The organism is Salinisphaera sp. T5B8 (assembly GCF_040361255.1).
Taxonomy (GTDB): Bacteria; Pseudomonadota; Gammaproteobacteria; order Nevskiales; family Salinisphaeraceae; genus Salinisphaera.
Window position 1 is genome coordinate 11566 of record NZ_APNG01000024.1, and the last position, 19432, is coordinate 30997.

The 19432-nt window shown below is 64.2% G+C and carries 18 protein-coding genes; 14 read left to right on the forward strand and 4 right to left on the reverse strand.

Annotation, left to right across the window (positions count from 1 at the left end):
• The first annotated feature begins 9 nt into the window (after positions 1-9).
• From T5B8_RS17210 to T5B8_RS17220, 3 genes are read left to right on the forward strand one after another with little or no spacing between them, the layout of a single operon-like run.
• Positions 10-2643, forward strand: coding sequence for a galactose oxidase early set domain-containing protein (locus T5B8_RS17210; RefSeq protein WP_353180602.1), 2634 nt, complete (start codon positions 10-12; stop codon positions 2641-2643).
• Complete coding sequence (locus tag T5B8_RS17215) at positions 2640-3659, forward strand: hypothetical protein (RefSeq protein ID WP_353180603.1); 1020 nt, start codon at positions 2640-2642, stop codon at positions 3657-3659. Before T5B8_RS17210 ends, T5B8_RS17215 begins: the two co-directional genes overlap by 4 nt.
• Positions 3656-4195, forward strand: a complete 540-nt coding sequence (locus T5B8_RS17220; protein ID WP_353180604.1) for a superoxide dismutase family protein — start codon at positions 3656-3658, stop codon at positions 4193-4195. Before T5B8_RS17215 ends, T5B8_RS17220 begins: the two co-directional genes overlap by 4 nt.
• Before the next feature lie 151 nt (positions 4196-4346).
• Here the strand turns inward: T5B8_RS17220 and T5B8_RS17225 are convergent, their stop codons facing one another.
• From T5B8_RS17225 to gatC, 4 genes are all read right to left on the reverse strand, one after another.
• The gene (locus tag T5B8_RS17225; RefSeq protein ID WP_353180605.1) at positions 4347-4811 is read right to left on the reverse strand and encodes a secondary thiamine-phosphate synthase enzyme YjbQ; all 465 of its coding nucleotides are present in this window, start codon (positions 4809-4811) and stop codon (positions 4347-4349) included.
• 454 nt (positions 4812-5265) lie between these two features.
• On the reverse strand, positions 5266-6717 hold the full coding sequence (gene gatB, locus T5B8_RS17230) for an Asp-tRNA(Asn)/Glu-tRNA(Gln) amidotransferase subunit GatB (protein WP_353180606.1): 1452 nt from the start codon (positions 6715-6717) through the stop codon (positions 5266-5268).
• Complete coding sequence (gatA, locus tag T5B8_RS17235; protein ID WP_353180607.1) at positions 6717-8180, reverse strand: Asp-tRNA(Asn)/Glu-tRNA(Gln) amidotransferase subunit GatA; 1464 nt, start codon at positions 8178-8180, stop codon at positions 6717-6719. The genes gatB and gatA overlap by 1 nt, the downstream gene beginning before the upstream one ends.
• On the reverse strand, positions 8177-8464 hold the full coding sequence (gene gatC, locus T5B8_RS17240) for an Asp-tRNA(Asn)/Glu-tRNA(Gln) amidotransferase subunit GatC (protein WP_353180608.1): 288 nt from the start codon (positions 8462-8464) through the stop codon (positions 8177-8179). Before gatC ends, gatA begins: the two co-directional genes overlap by 4 nt.
• Before the next feature lie 249 nt (positions 8465-8713).
• On the opposite strand from gatC, the gene T5B8_RS17245 reads away from it, so the two are divergent.
• The 11 genes from T5B8_RS17245 to lipB all read left to right on the forward strand — a co-directional run bounded on the left by T5B8_RS17245 (position 8714) and on the right by lipB (position 19429).
• On the forward strand, positions 8714-9754 hold the full coding sequence (locus T5B8_RS17245) for a rod shape-determining protein (RefSeq protein WP_006915356.1): 1041 nt from the start codon (positions 8714-8716) through the stop codon (positions 9752-9754).
• A 106-nt stretch (positions 9755-9860) separates the two neighbouring features.
• Positions 9861-10784 carry a rod shape-determining protein MreC gene (gene mreC, locus T5B8_RS17250; RefSeq protein WP_353180609.1) on the forward strand — a complete coding sequence of 308 codons (924 nt, stop codon included), beginning with the start codon at positions 9861-9863 and terminating at the stop codon, positions 10782-10784.
• Complete coding sequence (mreD, locus tag T5B8_RS17255) at positions 10781-11266, forward strand: rod shape-determining protein MreD (RefSeq protein WP_353180610.1); 486 nt, start codon at positions 10781-10783, stop codon at positions 11264-11266. The genes mreC and mreD overlap by 4 nt, the downstream gene beginning before the upstream one ends.
• A gap of 140 nt (positions 11267-11406) precedes the next feature.
• The gene (gene mrdA / locus T5B8_RS17260; RefSeq protein WP_353180611.1) at positions 11407-13290 is read left to right on the forward strand and encodes a penicillin-binding protein 2; all 1884 of its coding nucleotides are present in this window, start codon (positions 11407-11409) and stop codon (positions 13288-13290) included.
• Positions 13287-14405, forward strand: a complete 1119-nt coding sequence (rodA, locus tag T5B8_RS17265) for a rod shape-determining protein RodA (RefSeq protein ID WP_353180612.1) — start codon at positions 13287-13289, stop codon at positions 14403-14405. Before mrdA ends, rodA begins: the two co-directional genes overlap by 4 nt.
• A complete protein-coding gene (gene mltB, locus T5B8_RS17270) occupies positions 14402-15421 on the forward strand; it encodes a lytic murein transglycosylase B (RefSeq protein ID WP_353180613.1) in 1020 nt (339 codons plus the stop codon). The genes rodA and mltB overlap by 4 nt, the downstream gene beginning before the upstream one ends.
• Positions 15418-16416 (forward strand): septal ring lytic transglycosylase RlpA family protein, encoded by a 999-nt coding sequence (locus tag T5B8_RS17275; RefSeq protein WP_353180614.1) that lies wholly within the window; start codon positions 15418-15420, stop codon positions 16414-16416. Before mltB ends, T5B8_RS17275 begins: the two co-directional genes overlap by 4 nt.
• 76 nt (positions 16417-16492) lie before the next feature.
• Entirely contained in the window at positions 16493-17638 is a 1146-nt protein-coding gene (locus tag T5B8_RS17280) for a D-alanyl-D-alanine carboxypeptidase family protein (protein WP_353180615.1), read from the forward strand.
• A gap of 27 nt (positions 17639-17665) precedes the next feature.
• Positions 17666-18511 (forward strand): D-amino acid aminotransferase, encoded by an 846-nt coding sequence (locus T5B8_RS17285; protein WP_353180616.1) that lies wholly within the window; start codon positions 17666-17668, stop codon positions 18509-18511.
• A complete protein-coding gene (locus T5B8_RS17290; protein WP_353180617.1) occupies positions 18504-18770 on the forward strand; it encodes a YbeD family protein in 267 nt (88 codons plus the stop codon). Before T5B8_RS17285 ends, T5B8_RS17290 begins: the two co-directional genes overlap by 8 nt.
• Before the next feature lie 2 nt (positions 18771-18772).
• Complete coding sequence (gene lipB, locus T5B8_RS17295) at positions 18773-19429, forward strand: lipoyl(octanoyl) transferase LipB (RefSeq protein ID WP_353180618.1); 657 nt, start codon at positions 18773-18775, stop codon at positions 19427-19429.
• Positions 19430-19432: the final 3 nt, after the last annotated feature.

Consider the following 19432-nt stretch of genomic DNA (forward strand, 5'->3'; position numbering starts at 1 on the left):
GAGAACCCGATGCGCACGACCCTGTCTGCGGCGACGACGGCCGCTCTGGCTTTCTGTTTGTCATCCAGCCCGGCGCTGGCTGCCCTCGACGACGGCGTATTGGGCAAGCTGCTCAATGCCGGTAAGCCGGATACGCCGGCCCGTAGCGACTCGGGCAATGAGTCGGCGGCCGCATCCGAGCCCGCAGCTGCCGCCAAACCTGCCGCCGCGCCACGCGGCGCCGAGGCGAACAACCTGCCGCCGCAGATCGGCGGTCGTTTCAGCGAACCCTTTGCCGAACCCACCCTCGTGGTCGACGGTAAAACGGTGGAAACCGAGGAACGCTGCCTGACGCGCGAGGACGGCACGCTGAGCTGCAAGCCGGCGGCCGGCACGGTGGCCAATCTCGGCGCCGGCCGCTTCGTCTATCTCAATGCCCTGGAAGGCACCGAGAACGTGGAGCTGTCGATCGTGGCCGAGTTCGGCGAGGTCACCGTCAACGATCAGTCGCGGGTACTCACCCTGGGCGAAGGCGACACCCCGTCGTGGAAAAAACCCTCCCCGCTCGACGGCGGCGCCAACCCGGAGGGCAACGACAGCGAAACCATCGCGCGCGGCCTGCCGGGTGTGCCCAACGGCATTCTGTCCACCGCCGACAACACCGCGAAGAACGATGGCGCCCTGTTCTGCGCGGACGTGGTATTCCTTGCCGATGGCAGCATGATGGCCGTGGGCGGGACCGACTATTACACCGAGCCCGGCGTGGACGGCCTGCCGGTGGGCGTGGTCGAACTGGAAGGGCTCAAGTCCTCGCGTATCTTCGACCCGCAAAGCAATACGTGGACGCAAAGCGGCGACATGACGTTCGGGCGCTGGTACCCCACCCTTGTGACCCTCGCCGATGGTGACGTGTTCGTGGCCAGCGGCGTTACCAAGCTGCTCAAGCCGGTGTATCCGGAACAGCCGTTGAACTCGGGGCGCAACGTCACGCAGACCGAAACCTACGATCTCGATACCGGCCGCTGGAGTGAGAACGGCGACGCCGCACAGCGCTCGCTGCCGCTGTTCCCGCGCCTGCACCTGCTGCCCAACGGCCAGGTCTATTACAACGCCGGCGGCCAAGCCTTCAATCCGTTCGGCCAGGCCTATGATCAGGCGCTCTGGAATATCGTGGCCGCCTACGATCCGGACACCCAGCAATGGACCGATCTGGGCTATGCCGGGCTGCCGCTCAAGTTCAACGAGATCGGACTCAAGGAACTGACCAGCACCCTCAACCCGACCAACCTGAACGGCAAACAGGTCACCAGCCTGCTTGGCGATCTGGTGGGCACCACCGCCAGCAATCCCGCGGCCGCCATCGAGCAACTGGCCGATACGCCGGTCGACGCCCGCACGCTGGAACGTACGATCGGCTCCGGCATGCGCGGTTCGACCTTCTCGGCCATGCTGCCGTTGCGCCCGGACGAAAACGGCGGCTACCACGAAGCCGAGTTCCTGACTGCAGGCGGTGTACCCACCTACGTCACCGTGGGCAGCCCCGGCGGCTACCTGCCGGTGTCGTCCTCGCGTATCGATACGGTCGAGGTCAACGGCGACGACATGCGCTATTCCTCGCGGCTGACCGGACCGCTGAGCCGGCCGCGCTGGTACAGCTATTCCGTGGTCATGCCTGACGACAGCGTCATGATCTTCTCCGGCGGCGATCGAGACGGCGTGGTGGTTCCCGGCGCGGAAGGCGCGATCCGCGAAGCTGAACGCTTCGATCTGCAGACCGAAACCTGGCAGGTGATGACGCGAGCGCATCGCAAGCGCACCTACCACAACACGGCGTTGCTGATGCCCGACGGGCGCGTGCTCGTCGGCGGCCATTCGCCGATCAACACGGCCTACGCATCGAACATCAACCTCGACAGTATCGGCCTGGCCAACTACGAAAGCCGCGACCCCTCCTTCGAGATCTATACCCCGCCCTACGCCATGCGCAGCGACCGGCCCGTGATCGAGAACGCGCCCACCGACCTCGAAACCAACGGCGACACCTTCACCATGACGGTGAGCAACCCGGCCGTGGATCAGGTCATGCTCATTCGCCGCACGGCCACCACGCACCTGGTCGACGGCGACCAACGCGCCGTGGAGCTGCCGATCGTCTCGCGTAGCGGCAACACGCTCACTGTGCAGATGACGGCGAATCCGGCCGTACTGCCCGCGGGCCAGTACATGCTGTTTGCGAGTTTCCAAGCCGCCGACGGCAAGCGCGTGCCGTCGGTGTCGACGCCGGTGGGCGTGGCCCCGAACCCGGCCGGCCAGGGTGAAATCAATCAGCCCGAACCGGCGGCCCCGGTTGCCGACGGCGAAGACAGCAAAGGACTGGTCGGCGGGCTGTTAGCTGGCGACGGCCTGCTGGGCAGCGGCCAGGCCGCAGACGACGTCTCGCCGATCATGCCGATCACCGATCTGCTGTCCGGTGTGACCAGCATCATTCCGGCACCGGGCGAGTTGATCGAGGGCGCGCCCGCGGTGGGTGAGGAACTCACCCAGGCCGGTAAGCGCGCCGCGGGCGTGGGCGTCGATACCGCCACGAGCCTGCCCGAAGCCGGAAAGGGTCTGGCCGAGGATCTCGGCGAAAGCGCCGGCAACAACGAGGCAGACGGCGAATGATGCGCTGTTTATCCGTACGCCGGCTCGTTGCGACGAGCCGGCACTTCACCCTGCTGATACTTCTGGGCGCGAGCGCGCTGGCCCACGGCCATGCCGGGCATTCCGGCAACGAAGACGACGCGACCGTGCGTGCCGTGCTCGATCCGCTGCCGGCCGAACTTGAGGGCGTACGGGTACAGCTGCGTCGTACCCTCGCCCCGCAGCTGCTCGTGGCCAATCCGGGCGAGCGACCGTTGACGATATTGGATGACAACGGCCGTGCGTTTCTGCGCATCGGCGACGGCGTTGTCGAAGCCGACCTGGGCGCCGCGGCGTTTCACCGCAGCAATACGCTCATGGCGCCGGGCACCTTCTCTGCCGATGCCTCTCGCGCACCGAACTGGCAGGTGGTCGAACCGGCCGCGAACTGGGGCTGGTTCGATTTGCGTCTGCGCACCGACACCGTCGCCGTAGCGGACACCGTTCGCCGGGAAGGCAAGAGCGCCGACGTCGGCGAATGGCGCATCCCCGTGCAATACGGGGATACACGCAGCGCCATCAGCGGCCGTTTTCAGTTCGTGCCCGAACCCACCGGCATTCCGGAGGCCCGTGTGACGAACGCATTGGCCTCGAACGTTGTGGTGCGCGCCATGAACGGCAGTGCACGGGCCGGGCTGTTCCTGTCCTATGCCGGCGACGCGGCGCTGGTGGTGCACGGCGCCGACGCCGAGCCCATGCTGCGCTTCGACAAGCGCGGCGTGGCGGTGAACCGGCATAGCACGACCTGGCAGCAGGCCGCGCCTGCCGGCGCGCCCGGCTACGAGGCCGGCAATGGCGTGAGTTGGGCCGAGATTTCGAGCCAGCCACGCTATGGCTGGGTCGATCCTCGTATCGGCCACCTCGGTGAGGTCGAGTCCGATGACAATGACAACGTGATAAAGCGCTGGTCGATCCCGGTGACGATAGGCGAACACGAGGATACGATCCAAGGCGTGACCGAATGGAAGCCGGTGGCGCCGATCGCCCGGGCGCCGTGAGCGCCGGCCGCCTCGCCATCGCGGCGTCACTGGCGCTGGCAATAAGCGCGGTCGCAAATGCGGCCGCCAAGACAGTCGAACTACATCGCCTCGGCCACGATGGGCCGAGCGCATCCGTCGGCGTCGTAACGTTCTCCGACACTGAACACGGGCTGCTGGTAACGCCCGATCTTCACGATCTCGAACCGCCCGGCTTGCACGGCGCCCATATCCATAGCCATGCCGACTGCGGCGCCGCAGCGAAACACGGGCACATGACGATAGGGGCCGCTGCCGGCGGCCATTACGACCCGCACGATACCGGCCGGCACGACGGCCCCTACGGTCAGGGTCATCTCGGCGATCTGCCCAATCTCGCGGTCGAGGCCGACGGTTCGGCGACCATCCCGGTTCTGGCACCACGCCTGAGCGTCGCCGATCTCGCCGGGCGCTCGATCATGATCCACGCGGGCGCCGACCGCTACCAGCACCACGCGGCGTCGAACCACACCCACGGCAAGGGCGGCGTACGCATGTACTGTGGCGTGATCGAATAGACGCGGGGCCGTTGCTTTACTGCCTGAGCTGGGGAACCGCTCGCGGGCGCAGCTACCTACAAGTCGAAGATAGTCAGGCCGGTAAGTGGTTCTCGCGGCGAGCCGTAGCCGACACGGCCGGCTTCTTGCGCCTGGCTATGGCGCTCGCGCTCTAGCCCGCAGCCGGCAACAGGGTCACCACCACCTCGCGATTATGCGGGGCGCTACGGTGCTCGTAGAGATAGATGCCCTGCCAGGTGCCCAGGTTGAGCGCGCCATCGGTGATGGGCACGGTCAGATCCATGCCGGTCAGAATGCTGCGAATATGGCCGGGCATGTCGTCGGGGCCTTCCATATCGTGCACGAACATCGGGTCGCCATCGGTCACGGCCTTGGCCATCCAGCGCTCCACGTCCTCGCGCACATCCGGATCGGCGTTTTCGCAGATCATCAGCGAGGCCGACGTGTGCCGAATGAATACATGGCATACGCCGGTCGCCACGCCCGCCTCGCGTACCACCGCGTTGACGTCGTCGGTGATATCCCGTGTCGAACGGCCGGGTGTCTGGAATGAAAGCGTGCGTTGCATGCGTTTAACCGTGGCGCCTTTCACCGGGATTACAAGGGCGTCGCACATGGGACATCTGTTGTCCGCAGATCGACGAGACAACCACGTTCCGCAGCAATACGAGCAACGCAGGAAAGCTGCGGCCGCGGAATACTGTCCGCAGATCGACGCAGATCTACACAGATGAAAACGGTTAATCGCGCGCGACAGGCTATCGCGCCTTCAGTCGTAAGGACAAATAGCGCCCGCTTCACGAAACAAACCACAGATTTCGCGAGTTACGCGGATTGAATACCGGGCCCTCAAATGCGCCAAGCTACCGGTCCAAACACGCCGAAAACATATGATTACTTGTATCTGCGTCGATCTGCGTCGATCTGCGGACAAACAAGCAAGCCGACCGTAGCGCGAACCCACAGACGAACATAGCCGGTGGTTCCTCGCGCCCCGCAAGATGACCCGCTTCCCGACAAGCGGGAAAGCCAGCCTGCGAAATTTGCGGCCGACAAACCGGCCGGCCGCGCTATTCCGCGAGCTTGGCCGCCATCATCTGATTGACTTCCTTCGGATTGGCCTTGCCTTTCGAGGCTTTCATGACCTGGCCGACGAGAAAGCCGATGACCTTGGTCTTGCCTTCGCGGTACTGCTGCACCTGATCCGGGTTGTCGGCGATGGCCTGGTCGACGAAGCCTTCGATTTCGCCGCTGTCGGTGATCTGCTTGAGGCCCTTGGCTTCGATGATCGCGTCGGCGGATTCGCCTTCGCCCTGAAACAGGGCTTCGAAGACATCCTTGCCGATCTTGCCGGAGATGGTGTTATCCGCCACGCGGGCGATCAGCCCGCCCAGTTGTTCGGCGCTCACCGGCGAATTGACGATCGCGAACCCTTCGCGATTGAGCGCGCCGGACAGGTCGCCCATGATCCAGTTCGCCGCCGGCTTGCCGTGCTTCGCCGCGTCGCCACCCACGGCCGCCACCGTGGCCTCGAAATATTTCGCCAGTGCACGCGACTGGGTTAGCGCGGCGGCATCGTCGCGGCCGAGCGCGTACTCGGCCATGAAGCGTTCGCGCTTGGCATCCGGCAGCTCGGGCAGATCCGCCCGCGCGGCCTCGACGAACGCGTCGTCGATGACCACCGGCAACAGATCCGGGTCCGGGAAGTAGCGATAATCGTGGGCTTCTTCCTTGCTGCGCATGGAGCGCGTTTCGTCGGCGTCGGGGTCGTAAAGCCGGGTTTCCTGAACTACCGTGCCGCCGGATTCGAGCACATCGATCTGGCGCTCGACCTCGAACTCGATCGCTTTTTCCAGAAAGCGGAAGGAGTTGACGTTCTTGGTTTCGGTACGGGTGCCGAACTCCGTCGAGCCGACCGGGCGTACCGAAACGTTGGCATCCACGCGAAACGAGCCTTCCTGCATGTTGCCGTCGCAGATGCCCAGATACTGAACCAGCGCATGCAGCTTGCGCGCATAGGCCACTGCCTCGGCCGCGCTGCGCATCTCCGGCTCGGACACGCATTCGACCAGCGGCGTGCCGGCGCGGTTGAGATCGATGCCCGTTTCGCGATCGAAAGCTTCGTGCAGCGACTTGCCGGCGTCTTCTTCCAGATGCGCACGGGTGATGCCCACCCGCTTTTCCGTGCCATCCGGCAACACGATATCCAAGTGACCATTGGCCACGATCGGCAGCTCGAACTGGCTGATCTGGTAGCCCTTGGGCGAGTCGGGATAGAAATAGTGCTTGCGCGCGAACACCGATTTCGGCGCGATATCTGCATCAATGGCCAGCCCGAACAGCGTGGCCATGCGAATGACCTGGCTGTTGATGACGGGCAGTACGCCGGGCAGCGCGATATCCACCGCGCTGGCCTGCGTGTTCGGCTCGGCGCCGTAAGCGGTCGGCGCGGTGGAAAAGATCTTGCTACGAGTCGCGAGCTGGATATGCACTTCCAGCCCGATCACGGTTTCCCAGGCCATTATTCGAACCCTGCCGGACGCTTGGTGTGCCAATCGGTGGACTGCTGGTAGGCATGGGCCGCACCGAGCAGCCGGGCCTCCTCGAACCAGGGGGCAAGCAGCTGCAGGCCCACCGGGAGTCCATCCACGAAGCCTGCCGGCACCGACATGCCGGGCAGCCCGGCCAGACTCGCCGGCAACGTGTACACGTCGTTGAGATACATCGACACCGGATCGTCGAGTTTTTCGCCGAGCTTGAAGGCCGGCGCCTGGGTCACGGGTGCGGCGATCAGATCGACCCCCTCGAAAGCCTGAATGAAGTCGCCCGCGATCAGCCGGCGCGTCTTCTGAGCCTTGAGATAATAGGCATCGTAATACCCTGCGGAGAGCACATAGGCGCCGATCATGATGCGGCGCTGCACCTCGCGACCGAAGCCCTCGCCACGCGAACGGGTATACAGATCTTCCAGATCCACCGGGTCGTCGCAGCGATAGCCATAGCGCACGCCGTCGTAACGGGCGAGATTGGAAGACGCCTCTGCGGGCGCCAGCACGTAGTAGGTCGATACCGCCAGATCGGTATGCGGCAGCGTGATCTCCACGATTTCGGCGCCGCGCGCCTCGAATTCGGCAATCGCCGTATCGATGACCTGGCGGCTGGCCGCGTCCAGCCCTTCGGCGAAATATTCTCTCGGCAGGCCGATCTTCATGCCCTTGAGAAAATCATCGCCCTGGCCGGCCAGCGCGTCGCTGTAATCGGGTACCGCGCGTTCGACGCTGGTGGAATCGCGCGCGTCGAAGCCGGCCATGGCCTGCAACACAGCGGCGCAATCCTCGGCCGAGCGCGCGAAACAGCCGCCCTGATCCAAGCTCGAGGCAAAGGCGATCATGCCGTAGCGCGACACGCGCCCGTAGGTGGGCTTGATGCCGGTCACACCACACAACGCGGCTGGCTGACGGATCGAGCCGCCGGTATCGGTGCCGGTGGCTGCCGGCACGAGGCCCGCCGCGACGGCCGCAGCCGACCCGCCCGAAGAGCCGCCCGGCACGTACTCCGTGTTCCAGGGATTGCGCACCGGACCATAGAAACTGGTTTCGTTGGACGAGCCCATGGCGAACTCATCCATATTCGTCTTGCCGAGCATCACGGTACCCGCGCCGGCCAGACGCTCGACCACGCCGGCATCGTAGGGCGCGACGAAGTTGTCGAGCATGCGCGAGCCGCAGCTGGTACGCACCCCCTGGGTACAGAAAATATCCTTGTGCGCGATCGGCAGGCCAGCCAGCGACGCGCCGGCCGCTTCGCCGTTGTCGATCGCGCCCGCACGCGCACGCGCCGGCTCGGCGCTACGGCTGATCAGCGTATTCAGCGCCGTGTCGTGGGCATCGATACGCGCGAGGAAATGGTCGGTCAGTTCGAGCGCGCCGATTTTTCTGGCGGCCAGATCGGCGACCAGTTCGCGAATACTGCGGATATCGCTCATTCGATCACCTTCGGCACGAGATACACACCATCGGCGACGGCGGGCGCGATCGCCTGGAAGGCGTCGCGCGTGGTCACCTCGACCGCCTCGTCGGCGCGCAGACGCGCGGCCAGATCCAGCGGGTGGGCCATGGGTTCCACATTAGTAGTATCGGCTTTTTCCAGGCTCGCGACCACGTCGAGAATATTCGACAACTCACCCGCATATTCGGCGATCTGGTCGTCATCGAGCCCCAAACGGGCCAGATGAGCCACATTGCGGACCTGATCTTCGCTCAGACTCACAGCAATTCTTCCAAGTAGTACATGGCGTGAAAACACAGCGGGCACCCGCCGCGCGGGGCTAAAACTAGCATAAGTGCCATGGCAGCCGTCGTCAGCGTTGCCGTTACGCAAGCCCGTTGCTAGCATTGCGCTCCTGAAGACCCTGTGACCTATTCACAGGGTCGCTTGCGCGCCGCCATGCAACTTCGCGGTGCCCGCCGCGCGTGTTGATCACGCGCTTTTTTGTACTTGCCCTCGGGTGTGCTTCACATGTTCGACAACTTTCGCGGCCTGTTTCTCAACGATCTCTCGATTGATCTGGGTACGGCCAATACGCTGATTTATGCGCGCGACCAGGGCATTGTGCTCAACGAACCCTCTGTGGTGGCCGTGCGCATGGACGCGCGCGGCGGCAAGCGTATCGAGGCCGTCGGCCACGACGCCAAGCGCATGCTCGGCCGTACGCCGAACCACATCACCACGATTCGTCCGCTCAAGGACGGCGTGATCGCGGATTTCACGGTCACGGAAAAGATGCTCCAGCACTTCATCCGCAAGGTGCACAAGAAGCGCATGTTGCGGCCGATGACGCGGGTGCTGGTCTGTGTGCCCTACGGCTCGACCCAGGTGGAACGCCGCGCGATTCGCGAGTCCGCCTCCAACGCTGGCGCACGCCGTGTATATCTGGTCGAGGAACCGGTGGCCGCAGCCATCGGCGCCGGCATTCCCATTGGCGAGGCACGCGGCTCGATGGTGCTGGATATCGGTGGTGGCACCTCGGAAGTGGCGGTGATCTCGCTTAACGGCATCGTCTATGCCGAATCCGTGCGCACCGGCGGCGACAAGTTCGACGAGGCGATCGTCAATTACGTACGCCGCCAGTACAACATGCTCATCGGCGAATCCACCGCCGAATCCATCAAACAGCAGATCGGCACCGCGTTCCCGGGCCATGAGGTCAAGGAAATCGAGGTGGTCGGGCGTCATCTGTCGGCAGGCGTGCCGCGCGCGTTCACGCTCAATTCCAACGAAGTGCTGGATGCGTTGCAGGAACCGCTGTCGAACATCACCAGCGCGGTGAAGCTGGCGCTGGAGTCCACCCCGCCGGAACTGGGCTCGGACGTCGCCGAGCGCGGCATCGTGCTGACCGGCGGCGGCGCGCTGCTGGCCGATCTGGACAAGCTGATTTCCGAGGAAACCGGCCTGCCGGTGATCGTCGCCGACGATCCGTTGACCTGTGTGGCCCGTGGCGGCGGCATTCTGCTGGAAATGATCGACCGCAAGACCGGCCAGCTGCTCGCGCTCGAATAAGACGGCGGTTCGTGGCCTTCTGGCTGCCACGACAGTTGCGAAGGCCCGTGCGCCAGCCTAATCTGGCGCGATAATTCGGTTTATTCCACGGTTTCAGGGGCGTTGAGTGCGCGGACTCGCCGAGGACGACAAATCATCGTTGCTGGGTCGCCGCATCACGCCGGGCCTTCGAATCGTCGCGATCGTGGTCATCTCCATTATCCTGATGATGGTCGACCACGCCACGACCTCACTTTCGCCGATTCGTAGCACGCTCGCGGTCGCGACCCAGCCGATCCAGATGATCGCCGAACTGCCCGGCGAGGTGGCCCACTATATGGGTCGCTATTTCGATCGCGGCCAGCTCATCGCCGACAACGAAGCCCTGGAGCAGAAAGTACTGCTGCTACAGGCGCGTTTGCAGCGCCTGGCCTCGCTACAGGCCGAGAACGAGCGTATTCGCGCCCTGCTCGCCTCGGCCAGCTCGCTGGACCAGAACGTGCTGATCGCGCGTATTCTGTCGGTCAGCCCCGATCCCTACCGGCATTACATCAAGCTCAACAAGGGCTCCACCGACGGCGTATTCGTCGGTCAGGCGCTGGTGGATGCCAATGGCATCATGGGCCAGGTCACCGATGTGACCCCCATGGGGTCGCGCGCGATCCTGATTACCGATGCCAACCACGGCATTCCGGTGGAAATCAACCGAACCGGCCTGCAGACCATTGCCCAGGGCAGCGGCAAGACCAACGAACTGCGCCTGCCGTTTCTGGCCAACAATGCGGATATCCAGGTCGGCGATCTGCTGGTGACCTCGGGCCTGGGCGGACGTTATCCGGCCGGCTATCCGGTCGCCGAGGTCACCAGCGTCGTGCATCAGCCGGGCGACGAGTTCCTGGATGTCGTCGCTACGCCGACCGCCCATCTCAATCGTGGCCGCGAAGTGCTGCTGGTCTGGACCGACAATACGACCGACCCGACCGCTCAGCCCGAGGCTGACAGCGCGGCCGCGGCCGATGGCAATGCGCGCGGCGACACACCGGCTCCATGATTATCGAGCGCCGCGTCAGCGGCCTGCTGATTCTCGCCACGCTCGGCGGCGCGCTGCTTCTTGCCCTGTTGCCATTGCCGGACACGCTCTCGGCGATCCGGCCGGCGATCTATCCGGCCACGGTACTGTTCTGGGTGCTCATGCAGCCGGCCAGCTTCGGTCTGCTGGCCGCCTGGGCCTGCGGTATCCTCATCGATGTCATCTACGGCACGCCGCTGGGCGAACATGGTCTGGCGCTGGCGCTGGCCGGTTATGCGGTCATTCGCATGCGCGAACTGCTGTGGACCTTGCCGATCTGGCAACAGGGCATCCTGTTGCTACCGGTTTTCATACTCTATGAGTTCGCGCTGTTCTGGATCGACGGCGTGGCCGGCGCCGAAGTCGATCAGTGGTGGCGCTGGCTACCCGTGGCCACGACGGTCCTGGTCTGGCCATTCTGGGCGGCATTGCTGGAACGCATCGCCGAATTAGAGGTCGGATAGTCCAGGGAATTCAAGATATCGGCGCTAAGCGTCTGATGCGACGGGTAAAGCCCTGTGCTGCCCGCCGTGCGAACCGACGACGCAGCCGGTTCGCGCCATACCGACACATCACACAGGGGCACGGGAGTCTTTAACGCCGCATGGTCACCGATAACGCCATCAAGAATCATGCTGCCGAACGGCGCATGTTTTTACTGCGCACCGCGATCGCGGGCGCGGCGATCATGGTGCTCGTGGGCGTGCTGCTGTTTCGCGTGGGTTTTCTGCAGGTTCTGCGCCACGGCTATTACGAAACCCGCTCGCAGGACAATCGCATGCGCGTGCAGGTGATGCCGCCGGTACGCGGGCTGATCTACGACCGCAATGGTGTCGTGCTTGCCGATAATCTGCCCGCCTATCGTCTGGAAATCGTGCCCGAACAGGTCGACGATCTCGATGCCACGCTCGACCGGCTGTCCACGATCGTGGAAATACGCGATGCCGACCGCCAGCGTTTTCGCGACCGGGTGGCCAAGACACCGCGTTTTCGCGGCGTGCCGATCCGGCTCAACCTCAGCCAGCGTGAGGTCGCACGCTTCGAGGTCAACCGCGGCGACTTTCCCGGGGTCGAGATTCGCGCGGGGCTGACCCGGCATTATCCGCTGGGCGACGTGGCCGCCCACCTGGTCGGCTATGTCGGCGGCATCACCCTGCAGGATCTGCGCCGGGTCGACGAAAAGCGCTATCGCGGCTCCAATCACATCGGCAAATCCGGCGTGGAATACAGCTACGAATCACGCCTGCACGGCGAACCCGGCTCGCGTGTGGTGGAAACCAACGCCAGCGGACGGGCACTGCGCGAGCTGGAAATGCATCGCCCGGTCGCCGGCGAAAGCCTGTTTCTGACTATCGATGCCCGGCTGCAGCGGGCCGCCTACGAAGCGCTGGGCGATCAGGACGGCGCCGTGGTGGCCATGGACCCGAAAACCGGCGGCCTGCTGGCTCTGGTATCCAAGCCCAGCTACAACCCGGACCTGTTCGTCGACGGCATCAGCCACAAGAACTATCAGCAGCTTATTGCCGACCCGCACAAGCCACTGTTCAACCGCGCCCTGCAAGGCCAGTATCCGCCCGGGTCCACGGTCAAGCCGGTGATGGCACTCGCCGGGCTGGAAACCGACCAGATCGCGGCCGACAAGCAGGTCTGGTGCCCCGGCTTTATCACCCTGCCGGGCAGCAACCATCGCTATCGCGACTGGAAGCGTTCCGGCCACGGCTGGGTGGACATGCCCGAGGCGATCTTTCGATCGTCGGACGTGTATTTCTACAAGCTCGGCCTGAAGCTGGGTATCGACAATATCCATCGCTACGGTGCGTTGTTCGGGCTGGGCTCGCGTACCGGCATCGACCTGCCGCGCGAGAATTCCGGCATCATGCCGTCTCGCGCCTGGAAAAACGGCACCCGCAATCAACCCTGGTTTCCCGGCGAAACCCTCAATACGATCATCGGTCAGGGCTTCATGACGACCACGCCGTTACAGCTGGCCCAGATGACCAGCCGCATCGCCGAACGCGGCGGCGGCTACAAACCGCACGTGCTGCGTAGCTGGCGCGATCCAATCGATGGCCAAATGCATCAGTCCAAGCCCACGCCCCTGCGCCCGATCACGCTCAACGATCCCGCGCACTGGGATGTCGTGATCAGCGGCATGCAGCAGGTGATCAGCAATCCGCGCGGCACCGCCCATTACTATGTGGGCAAGAACCTGGACTACAGCATTGCCGGCAAATCCGGTTCTGCCCAGGTCGCCAAGCTCGCCCAGAACCAGGCCGCGCCCGATCTCGAAGATGTCGAGCATCAGTTTCGCGACCATGCCCTGTTCATTGCCTTTGCGCCGATCGAGGACCCGGAGATCGCGGTTGCGGTGCTCGTCGAACACGGCGGCGGCGGATCGAGCGTGGCCGGTCCGGTCGCGCGCAAGGTCATCGATGCCTTTCGTAGTCAGCCACCGGTGTTGCAGGCCTCGACGGGGACGGGCGGATGAGCGCGAACGCCACCAACACCCCGTCGACACTTTCCGAATGGCTGGTCTACTGGCGTATCGACCTGCAATTGCTGGTTGCCCTGGCCTGCTGCGCCGCGCTGGGGCTGTTCGTGCTCTACAGCGCATCGGGTCAATCGACTTCGGTAGTCATCAATCAGGCCATCCGCCTGGGCATCGGCCTGCTGGGCATGATCGTGGTCGCCCAGATACCGCCGGAATGGTTTCGCGTGGCCGCGCCCTGGGTATTCGGCTTTGGCGTGTTTCTGCTCGTACTCGTGGTACTGCTGGGCGATACGGCCATGGGCGCGCGCCGCTGGCTTGATCTGGGCGTGGTGCGTTTTCAGCCCTCGGAGCTGATGAAGCTGGCCGCGCCGTTGACCGTGGCCGCCTATTTTCGGGATCGCAGTCTGCCGCCCAATCTCAAGGATGTCGGCGTCGGCGCATTGCTGATCGCGGTGCCGGTATTGCTGGTGGCCGACCAGCCGGATCTGGGTACGGCGTTGCTCATCGCCGCGGCCGGTAGTTTTGCGCTGTACTTTGCCGGGCTGCGCTGGCGCATCATCCTGCTGCTGGTGCTGGTGGCCGCCGCCGCAGCGCCGTTGCTGTGGTACAACATGCACGACTACCAGCAGGAACGGGTGCTCACCTTCCTCAACCCGGCGCGTGATCCCACCGGCGCCGGCTATCACATCTCGCAATCCAAGATCGCGATCGGCTCGGGCGGGCTGTTCGGCAAGGGCTGGCTCAACGGTAGCCAGGCGCATCTGAATTTCCTGCCGGAGTCGGATACCGACTTCGTATTCGCCGTATTCGCCGAAGAAACCGGCCTGTTCGGCGTGATCGCGCTGCTCGCGCTGTATTGCTTCATCGTCGCGCGTGGGCTGTATATCGCCCTCAAGAGCCAGGATACGTTTCAGCGTCTGGCCGCGGGCAGCCTGAGCCTGACATTCTTCATCTATGTATTCGTGAATATCGGCATGGTCGCCGGGCTGTTGCCCGTGGTCGGCGTGCCGTTACCGCTGATCAGCTACGGGGGCACCTCGATGGTAATCCTGCTGGCCTCGTTCGGCATTCTCATGTCTATCCACACCCATCGGAAACTGCTCGCCACATGACACGTTCCCTGATTGCGCTCGCACTGGCTGTGACCTGTGCGCCCATGATCGCGACCGCGGCGACCGGCAACTATGCCCAGCGCCCGGAAGGCCAGGCCCTGCTCGAGCGCCTGCAAGACACCGACGGTGTAGATATCGACGCCGCACGCGCCCTGCTCGAAGACGCGGAGTACCAGCCGAAGATCGTGGCCACGATGCGCAAGCCCGCCGAGCGCACGCTCACCTGGGCCGATTACCGGCCGATCTTTCTGCAGCCCGAACGCGCGCGCAAGGGCGCGGCGTATATCGAAAAGCATCGCGCACTGTTCGACGCCGCCGAGGCCGAATACGGCGTGCCGGCGAACATCATCGCCGCGATCGTGGGCGTGGAGACCAAATACGGCGCATTCATCGGCCGCGATCGTGTGCTCGATGCGCTGGCCACGCTCGGTTTCGACTATCCCGAACGCTCGGCTTATTTCGTCAAGGAACTCGAGAACTTCATCGTGCTCTGTGTCGAGGAAGACCTCGCCTGCGATCGCGAGATCGGCTCCTATGCCGGCGCCATGGGCCTGCCCCAGTTCATGCCGTCGAGCTATCGCGCCTATGCCGTGGACGGCAACGACAACGGCAAGCGCGATCTGTGGGAAGAGCCGGCCGATATCATCTATTCGGTCGCCAACTATCTGGCCGAACACGGCTGGCAGCGCGGTGCGCGCGTGGCCCTGCCGGCCTGGATCGGCGACGATGAAAACCTCGATGCGATCGAACGCAGCAAGCGCAAGCCCGCCTATCGCTGGGATGCGCTCGACCGTCTGGGCGTACGCGTGGACGACCCGCCGCCGGACAGTGCCCAGGTCGGGCTGCTCGAGTTCGCCGGCGCCCACGGCACCGAATACTGGCTCGGGCTGAATAATTTCTTCGTGATCACCACCTACAACCACAGTCCGTTGTATGCCATGGCGGTCTACCAACTCGGCCAGGAGATCGCCTACGCGCGTCAGCACGACGCCAGCGACGGCGAGTCGTCGCAATGATGCGCTGGCAGCCCACCCTGGCCCTGACCTGCGCGGCACTGATCGTAGCCGGCTGCGCGAGTCAGCCGCGCGGCAGTTCGAACACCAGCGCGTCCAGCCCGCAGGCCAGCAAGGGTGGCGGTTACTACCAGAACGACGGCCCGCCGGACGACGAGAACATCGATATCGATTCGATTCCCGATGCCGTGCCGCGCGACGAGCCTTATTCGCGCTATGGCAACCCGGCCAGCTACGAAGCGCTGGGCAAGACCTACTACGTGCTGCCCAGCGCCGCCGGCTTTACCCAGACCGGGCGCGCCAGTTGGTACGGCAAGCAGTTTCATGGCCGGCGCACCTCCAGCGGCGAGCCATACAACATGTTCAAGATGACTGCCGCGCACAAGCGCCTGCCGATCCCCAGCTATGTGCGGGTGACCAATCTGGATAACGGCAAACAGGCCATCGTGCGCGTCAACGACCGCGGCCCGTTCCACGACGGACGTATTATCGATTTGTCATATGTTGCCGCCCGGCGTCTGGGCGTGGTCGCCCATGGCAGCGTGCCGGTACGTATCGAAACCGTCACCCCGGCGAGCATGCGCGCAGAACAACGGGAGCGCAGCCCTAACACGCAAACGGCCGCGGCTACCCCGCCGCGGCGCCCGAGCGCCAGTGCACCGCGCGCCACGCCGGCCGCCAGCGCGCGCAGTGCGGCCGCTGCTAGCCCACCGGCACGCGCGATCAAGGTCGCCAATCGCATCGATTCGCCGGGTGCCGGCAACGCCGAGGGCACGCTGTATCTGCAGACCGGCGCCTTTGGCGATCCATCCAATGCGCAGCGGCTGCGTAAACGCCTGCAGCATGCCGGTTTTGCCGGTGTGTCGGTGGTCGAATCCAACGGCGCCAACACGATCTATCGCGTCCAGCTGGGCCCCTACGCCGATGAACGCACCCGCGCGCTGAACGGGCAGATCCTGCGCGAGCAGGGTTTTACTGCCCAGAAGGTCGATCGTTAGCCCGAAACCCTGCCAAAGCGCTAAACTGCCGCGCTTGGCGATTGTCCAAATTTGTCCTGTCAAAGAGCCGAAGTCGATGAGCCACGCGAAACGCCTGCTTTATTTCGTTTTTCTCCTCATGGTTACGGCCAGCGCGTTGGCCAAGCCGCTGCCGATCCCGGAGCCGCCGAGCCTGGATGCGCGCAGCTATATCCTGATCGATTTCGATTCGGGCCAGGTGCTGGCGGCCAAGAACGCCGAACAGCGTGTCGAACCGGCCAGCATCACCAAGTTGATGACGACCTATATCGTCTTCGACGAGCTCAAGAAGGGCAATATCTCGCCCGACGACAAGGTCACGATCAGCGAAAAAGCATGGCGCATGGGCGGCTCGAAGATGTTCATCGAGGTCGGCACCCAGGTATCGGTGGATGATCTGCTGCACGGCATGATCACCGCCTCGGGCAATGATGCGACTGTGGCACTGGCCGAATACGTGGCCGGCACCGAGTCCACCTTCGCCGATTACATGAACCAGTACGGCCGCGAAATCGGGCTGGAAAACAGCCATTTCGTGGATGCCAGCGGCTGGCCGCATGAAAACCACTACATGTCGGCCCACGATATCGCCCGCCTGCTGGGCGCGATCATTCGCGACTTCCCGGACCTGTATCAACAGTATTTCAACGAAAAGAAATTCACCTACAACGGTATCGAGCAGTACAACCGCAACTCGCTGCTGTGGTCGGACGACAGCGTGGACGGCGGCAAGACCGGGCATACCGAATCGGCCGGCTATTGCCTGTCGGCCTCGGCCAAGCGCGACGGCATGCGCACGATCGCGGTGGTCACCGGCACCAACTCCAACAACGCCCGTAAATCGCAGACCGCGGCCCTGCTCAACTACGGCTTCCGCTTCTATGAAAGCGGGCATCTGTTCGATGCCGGCAAGCAGATCGCCGAAGTCCGTGTCTGGAAAGGCGACGACACCATGCTGCCGGTGGTGGCCAAGGGCGCGGTCGACGTGGCCTTTCCGCGCGGCCAGCGCGATGCGCTGACCACGAGCGCCGAGCTGCCCTCCACCCTGCTCGCGCCGATCAAGAAAGGCGAACGGCTGGGCACGCTGGAAATCAAGTACGGCACGAAGACCCTGGCCCAGGTGCCACTTTATGCCGGCAAGGATATCGAGCGCGGCGGTATCTTCCGCCAGCTCACCGACGAAGTGATGATGATGTTCGAATAACCGGCCCTCCCGGCCAGCGAGCTGCCCATGACCACTGCATTCGTAAACGGGGAATTCCTGCCCCTCGAAGAAGCACGTATCTCCGTGCTCGATCGCGGCTTTCTGTTTGCCGACAGTGTTTACGAAGTAGTGCCGTTCTATGCCGGGCACGGCTTTCGCCTGGAGGCGCATCTGGAACGCCTGGAGCGCAGCCTGGCGCTGTTGCGCATGACCAACCCCTACGACCGGCCGCGCTGGCGCCAGATGATCGCGCGGCTGGTCGAAGCCAACGGCGGCGGGGATCTGGCGTTGTACGTACAGGTCAGCCGCGGTGCCCCGGAACGGCGCGATCATCGTATTCCGCGCGATGTCGCCCCGACCGTGGTCGCGTTCTGCCAGAGTCGCGCCCCGGTCGACCCGGCGATACTGGAAAACGGGATCGCCGCAATCACCCACGAGGACACGCGCTGGCGCTATTGCACGATCAAATCGACCTCGTTGCTGGCCAATGTGCTCGCCGCGGACGCGGCCCGCGGCCAGGAGGCCGGCGAAGCCCTGCTGGTACGTGATGACGCCGTGCAGGAAGGCACCTCATCGAATGTCTTCGCGGTGATCGACGGGCAACTTGTGACCCCGGCCCTGACCGATACGATCCTGCCGGGCATCACCCGGGCTGCCGTGCTCGAACTCGCGGCGCGCGAGGGCATCGATCATGCCGAGATCGACAGCCTGTCGGTTGGCGCCTTGCGTAAGGCCAGCGAAATCTGGGTGACATCGTCGATTCGCGAAATATTTGCTGTTACCTCGCTCGATGGCAAAACCGTAGGCAGCGGCAAGCCCGGCCCGCTCTGGACGCGTATGCAATCGGCGCTGCAAGCTATGGCCCATGACTGAACAAACGACCCTACTCGAATTCCCCTGCGAGTTTCCGATCAAGGCCTTCGGCAAGCACGCCGACGATTTCGAAGCGCATATCTATGCGCTCGTCCAGGCGCATGTGCCCGAACTCGAGCGCAGCGCGGTAACCGCGCGTGACAGCCGCGGTGGCAAGTATCTGGCGGTCACCGTGCATATCATCGCACGCAGCCAGGCCCATCTGGATGCCATCTACGGCGATCTGAGCAACGACGACGCCGTGCTGATGGCCCTCTAGCGATGGCTGAGCCCGTGATCGACATCACCCGCTTCGGCTGGGCGCCACAGCCGTACGAACCCGTCTGGCGGGCGATGCAGGATTTCGCCGACACCCGCGACGACGACACCCCCGACGCGCTCTGGCTGCTCAATCATGTACCGGTATTCACCCAGGGCAAGAACGGCCGTGCCGAACACGTGCTGGCCCCGGGCGATATTCCCGTGGTGCCGATCGATCGCGGCGGCCAGGTGACCTATCACGGCCCGGGTCAGATCATGGCTTATGTCATGGTCGACCTTCGGCGTCTGGGTATTGGCATTCGCAGTCTGGTCACGGCGCTGGAACAGGCGATGATCGCCACGCTCGCCGGCTACGATATCGACGCCTTCGCCAAACCCGATGCCCCCGGCGTTTATGTGGATGCAGCCAAGATCGGCTCCATCGGTCTGCGCGTGCGTCGCGGCACCAGCTATCACGGCCTGGCGCTGAACGTGGATATGGACCTCGAACCCTTCTCGCGTATCGATCCCTGCGGCTATCACGGGCTGGCCATGACCCAGGTCGCCGACCTCGGCGGGCCGAGCTCGCTGGATGTCGTCGCCACCGACCTCAGCACCCAGCTATGCCGCGCGCTCAATGTTCGTACCGGCGAGACGCTCGACGCCATGCCGATCTGATAG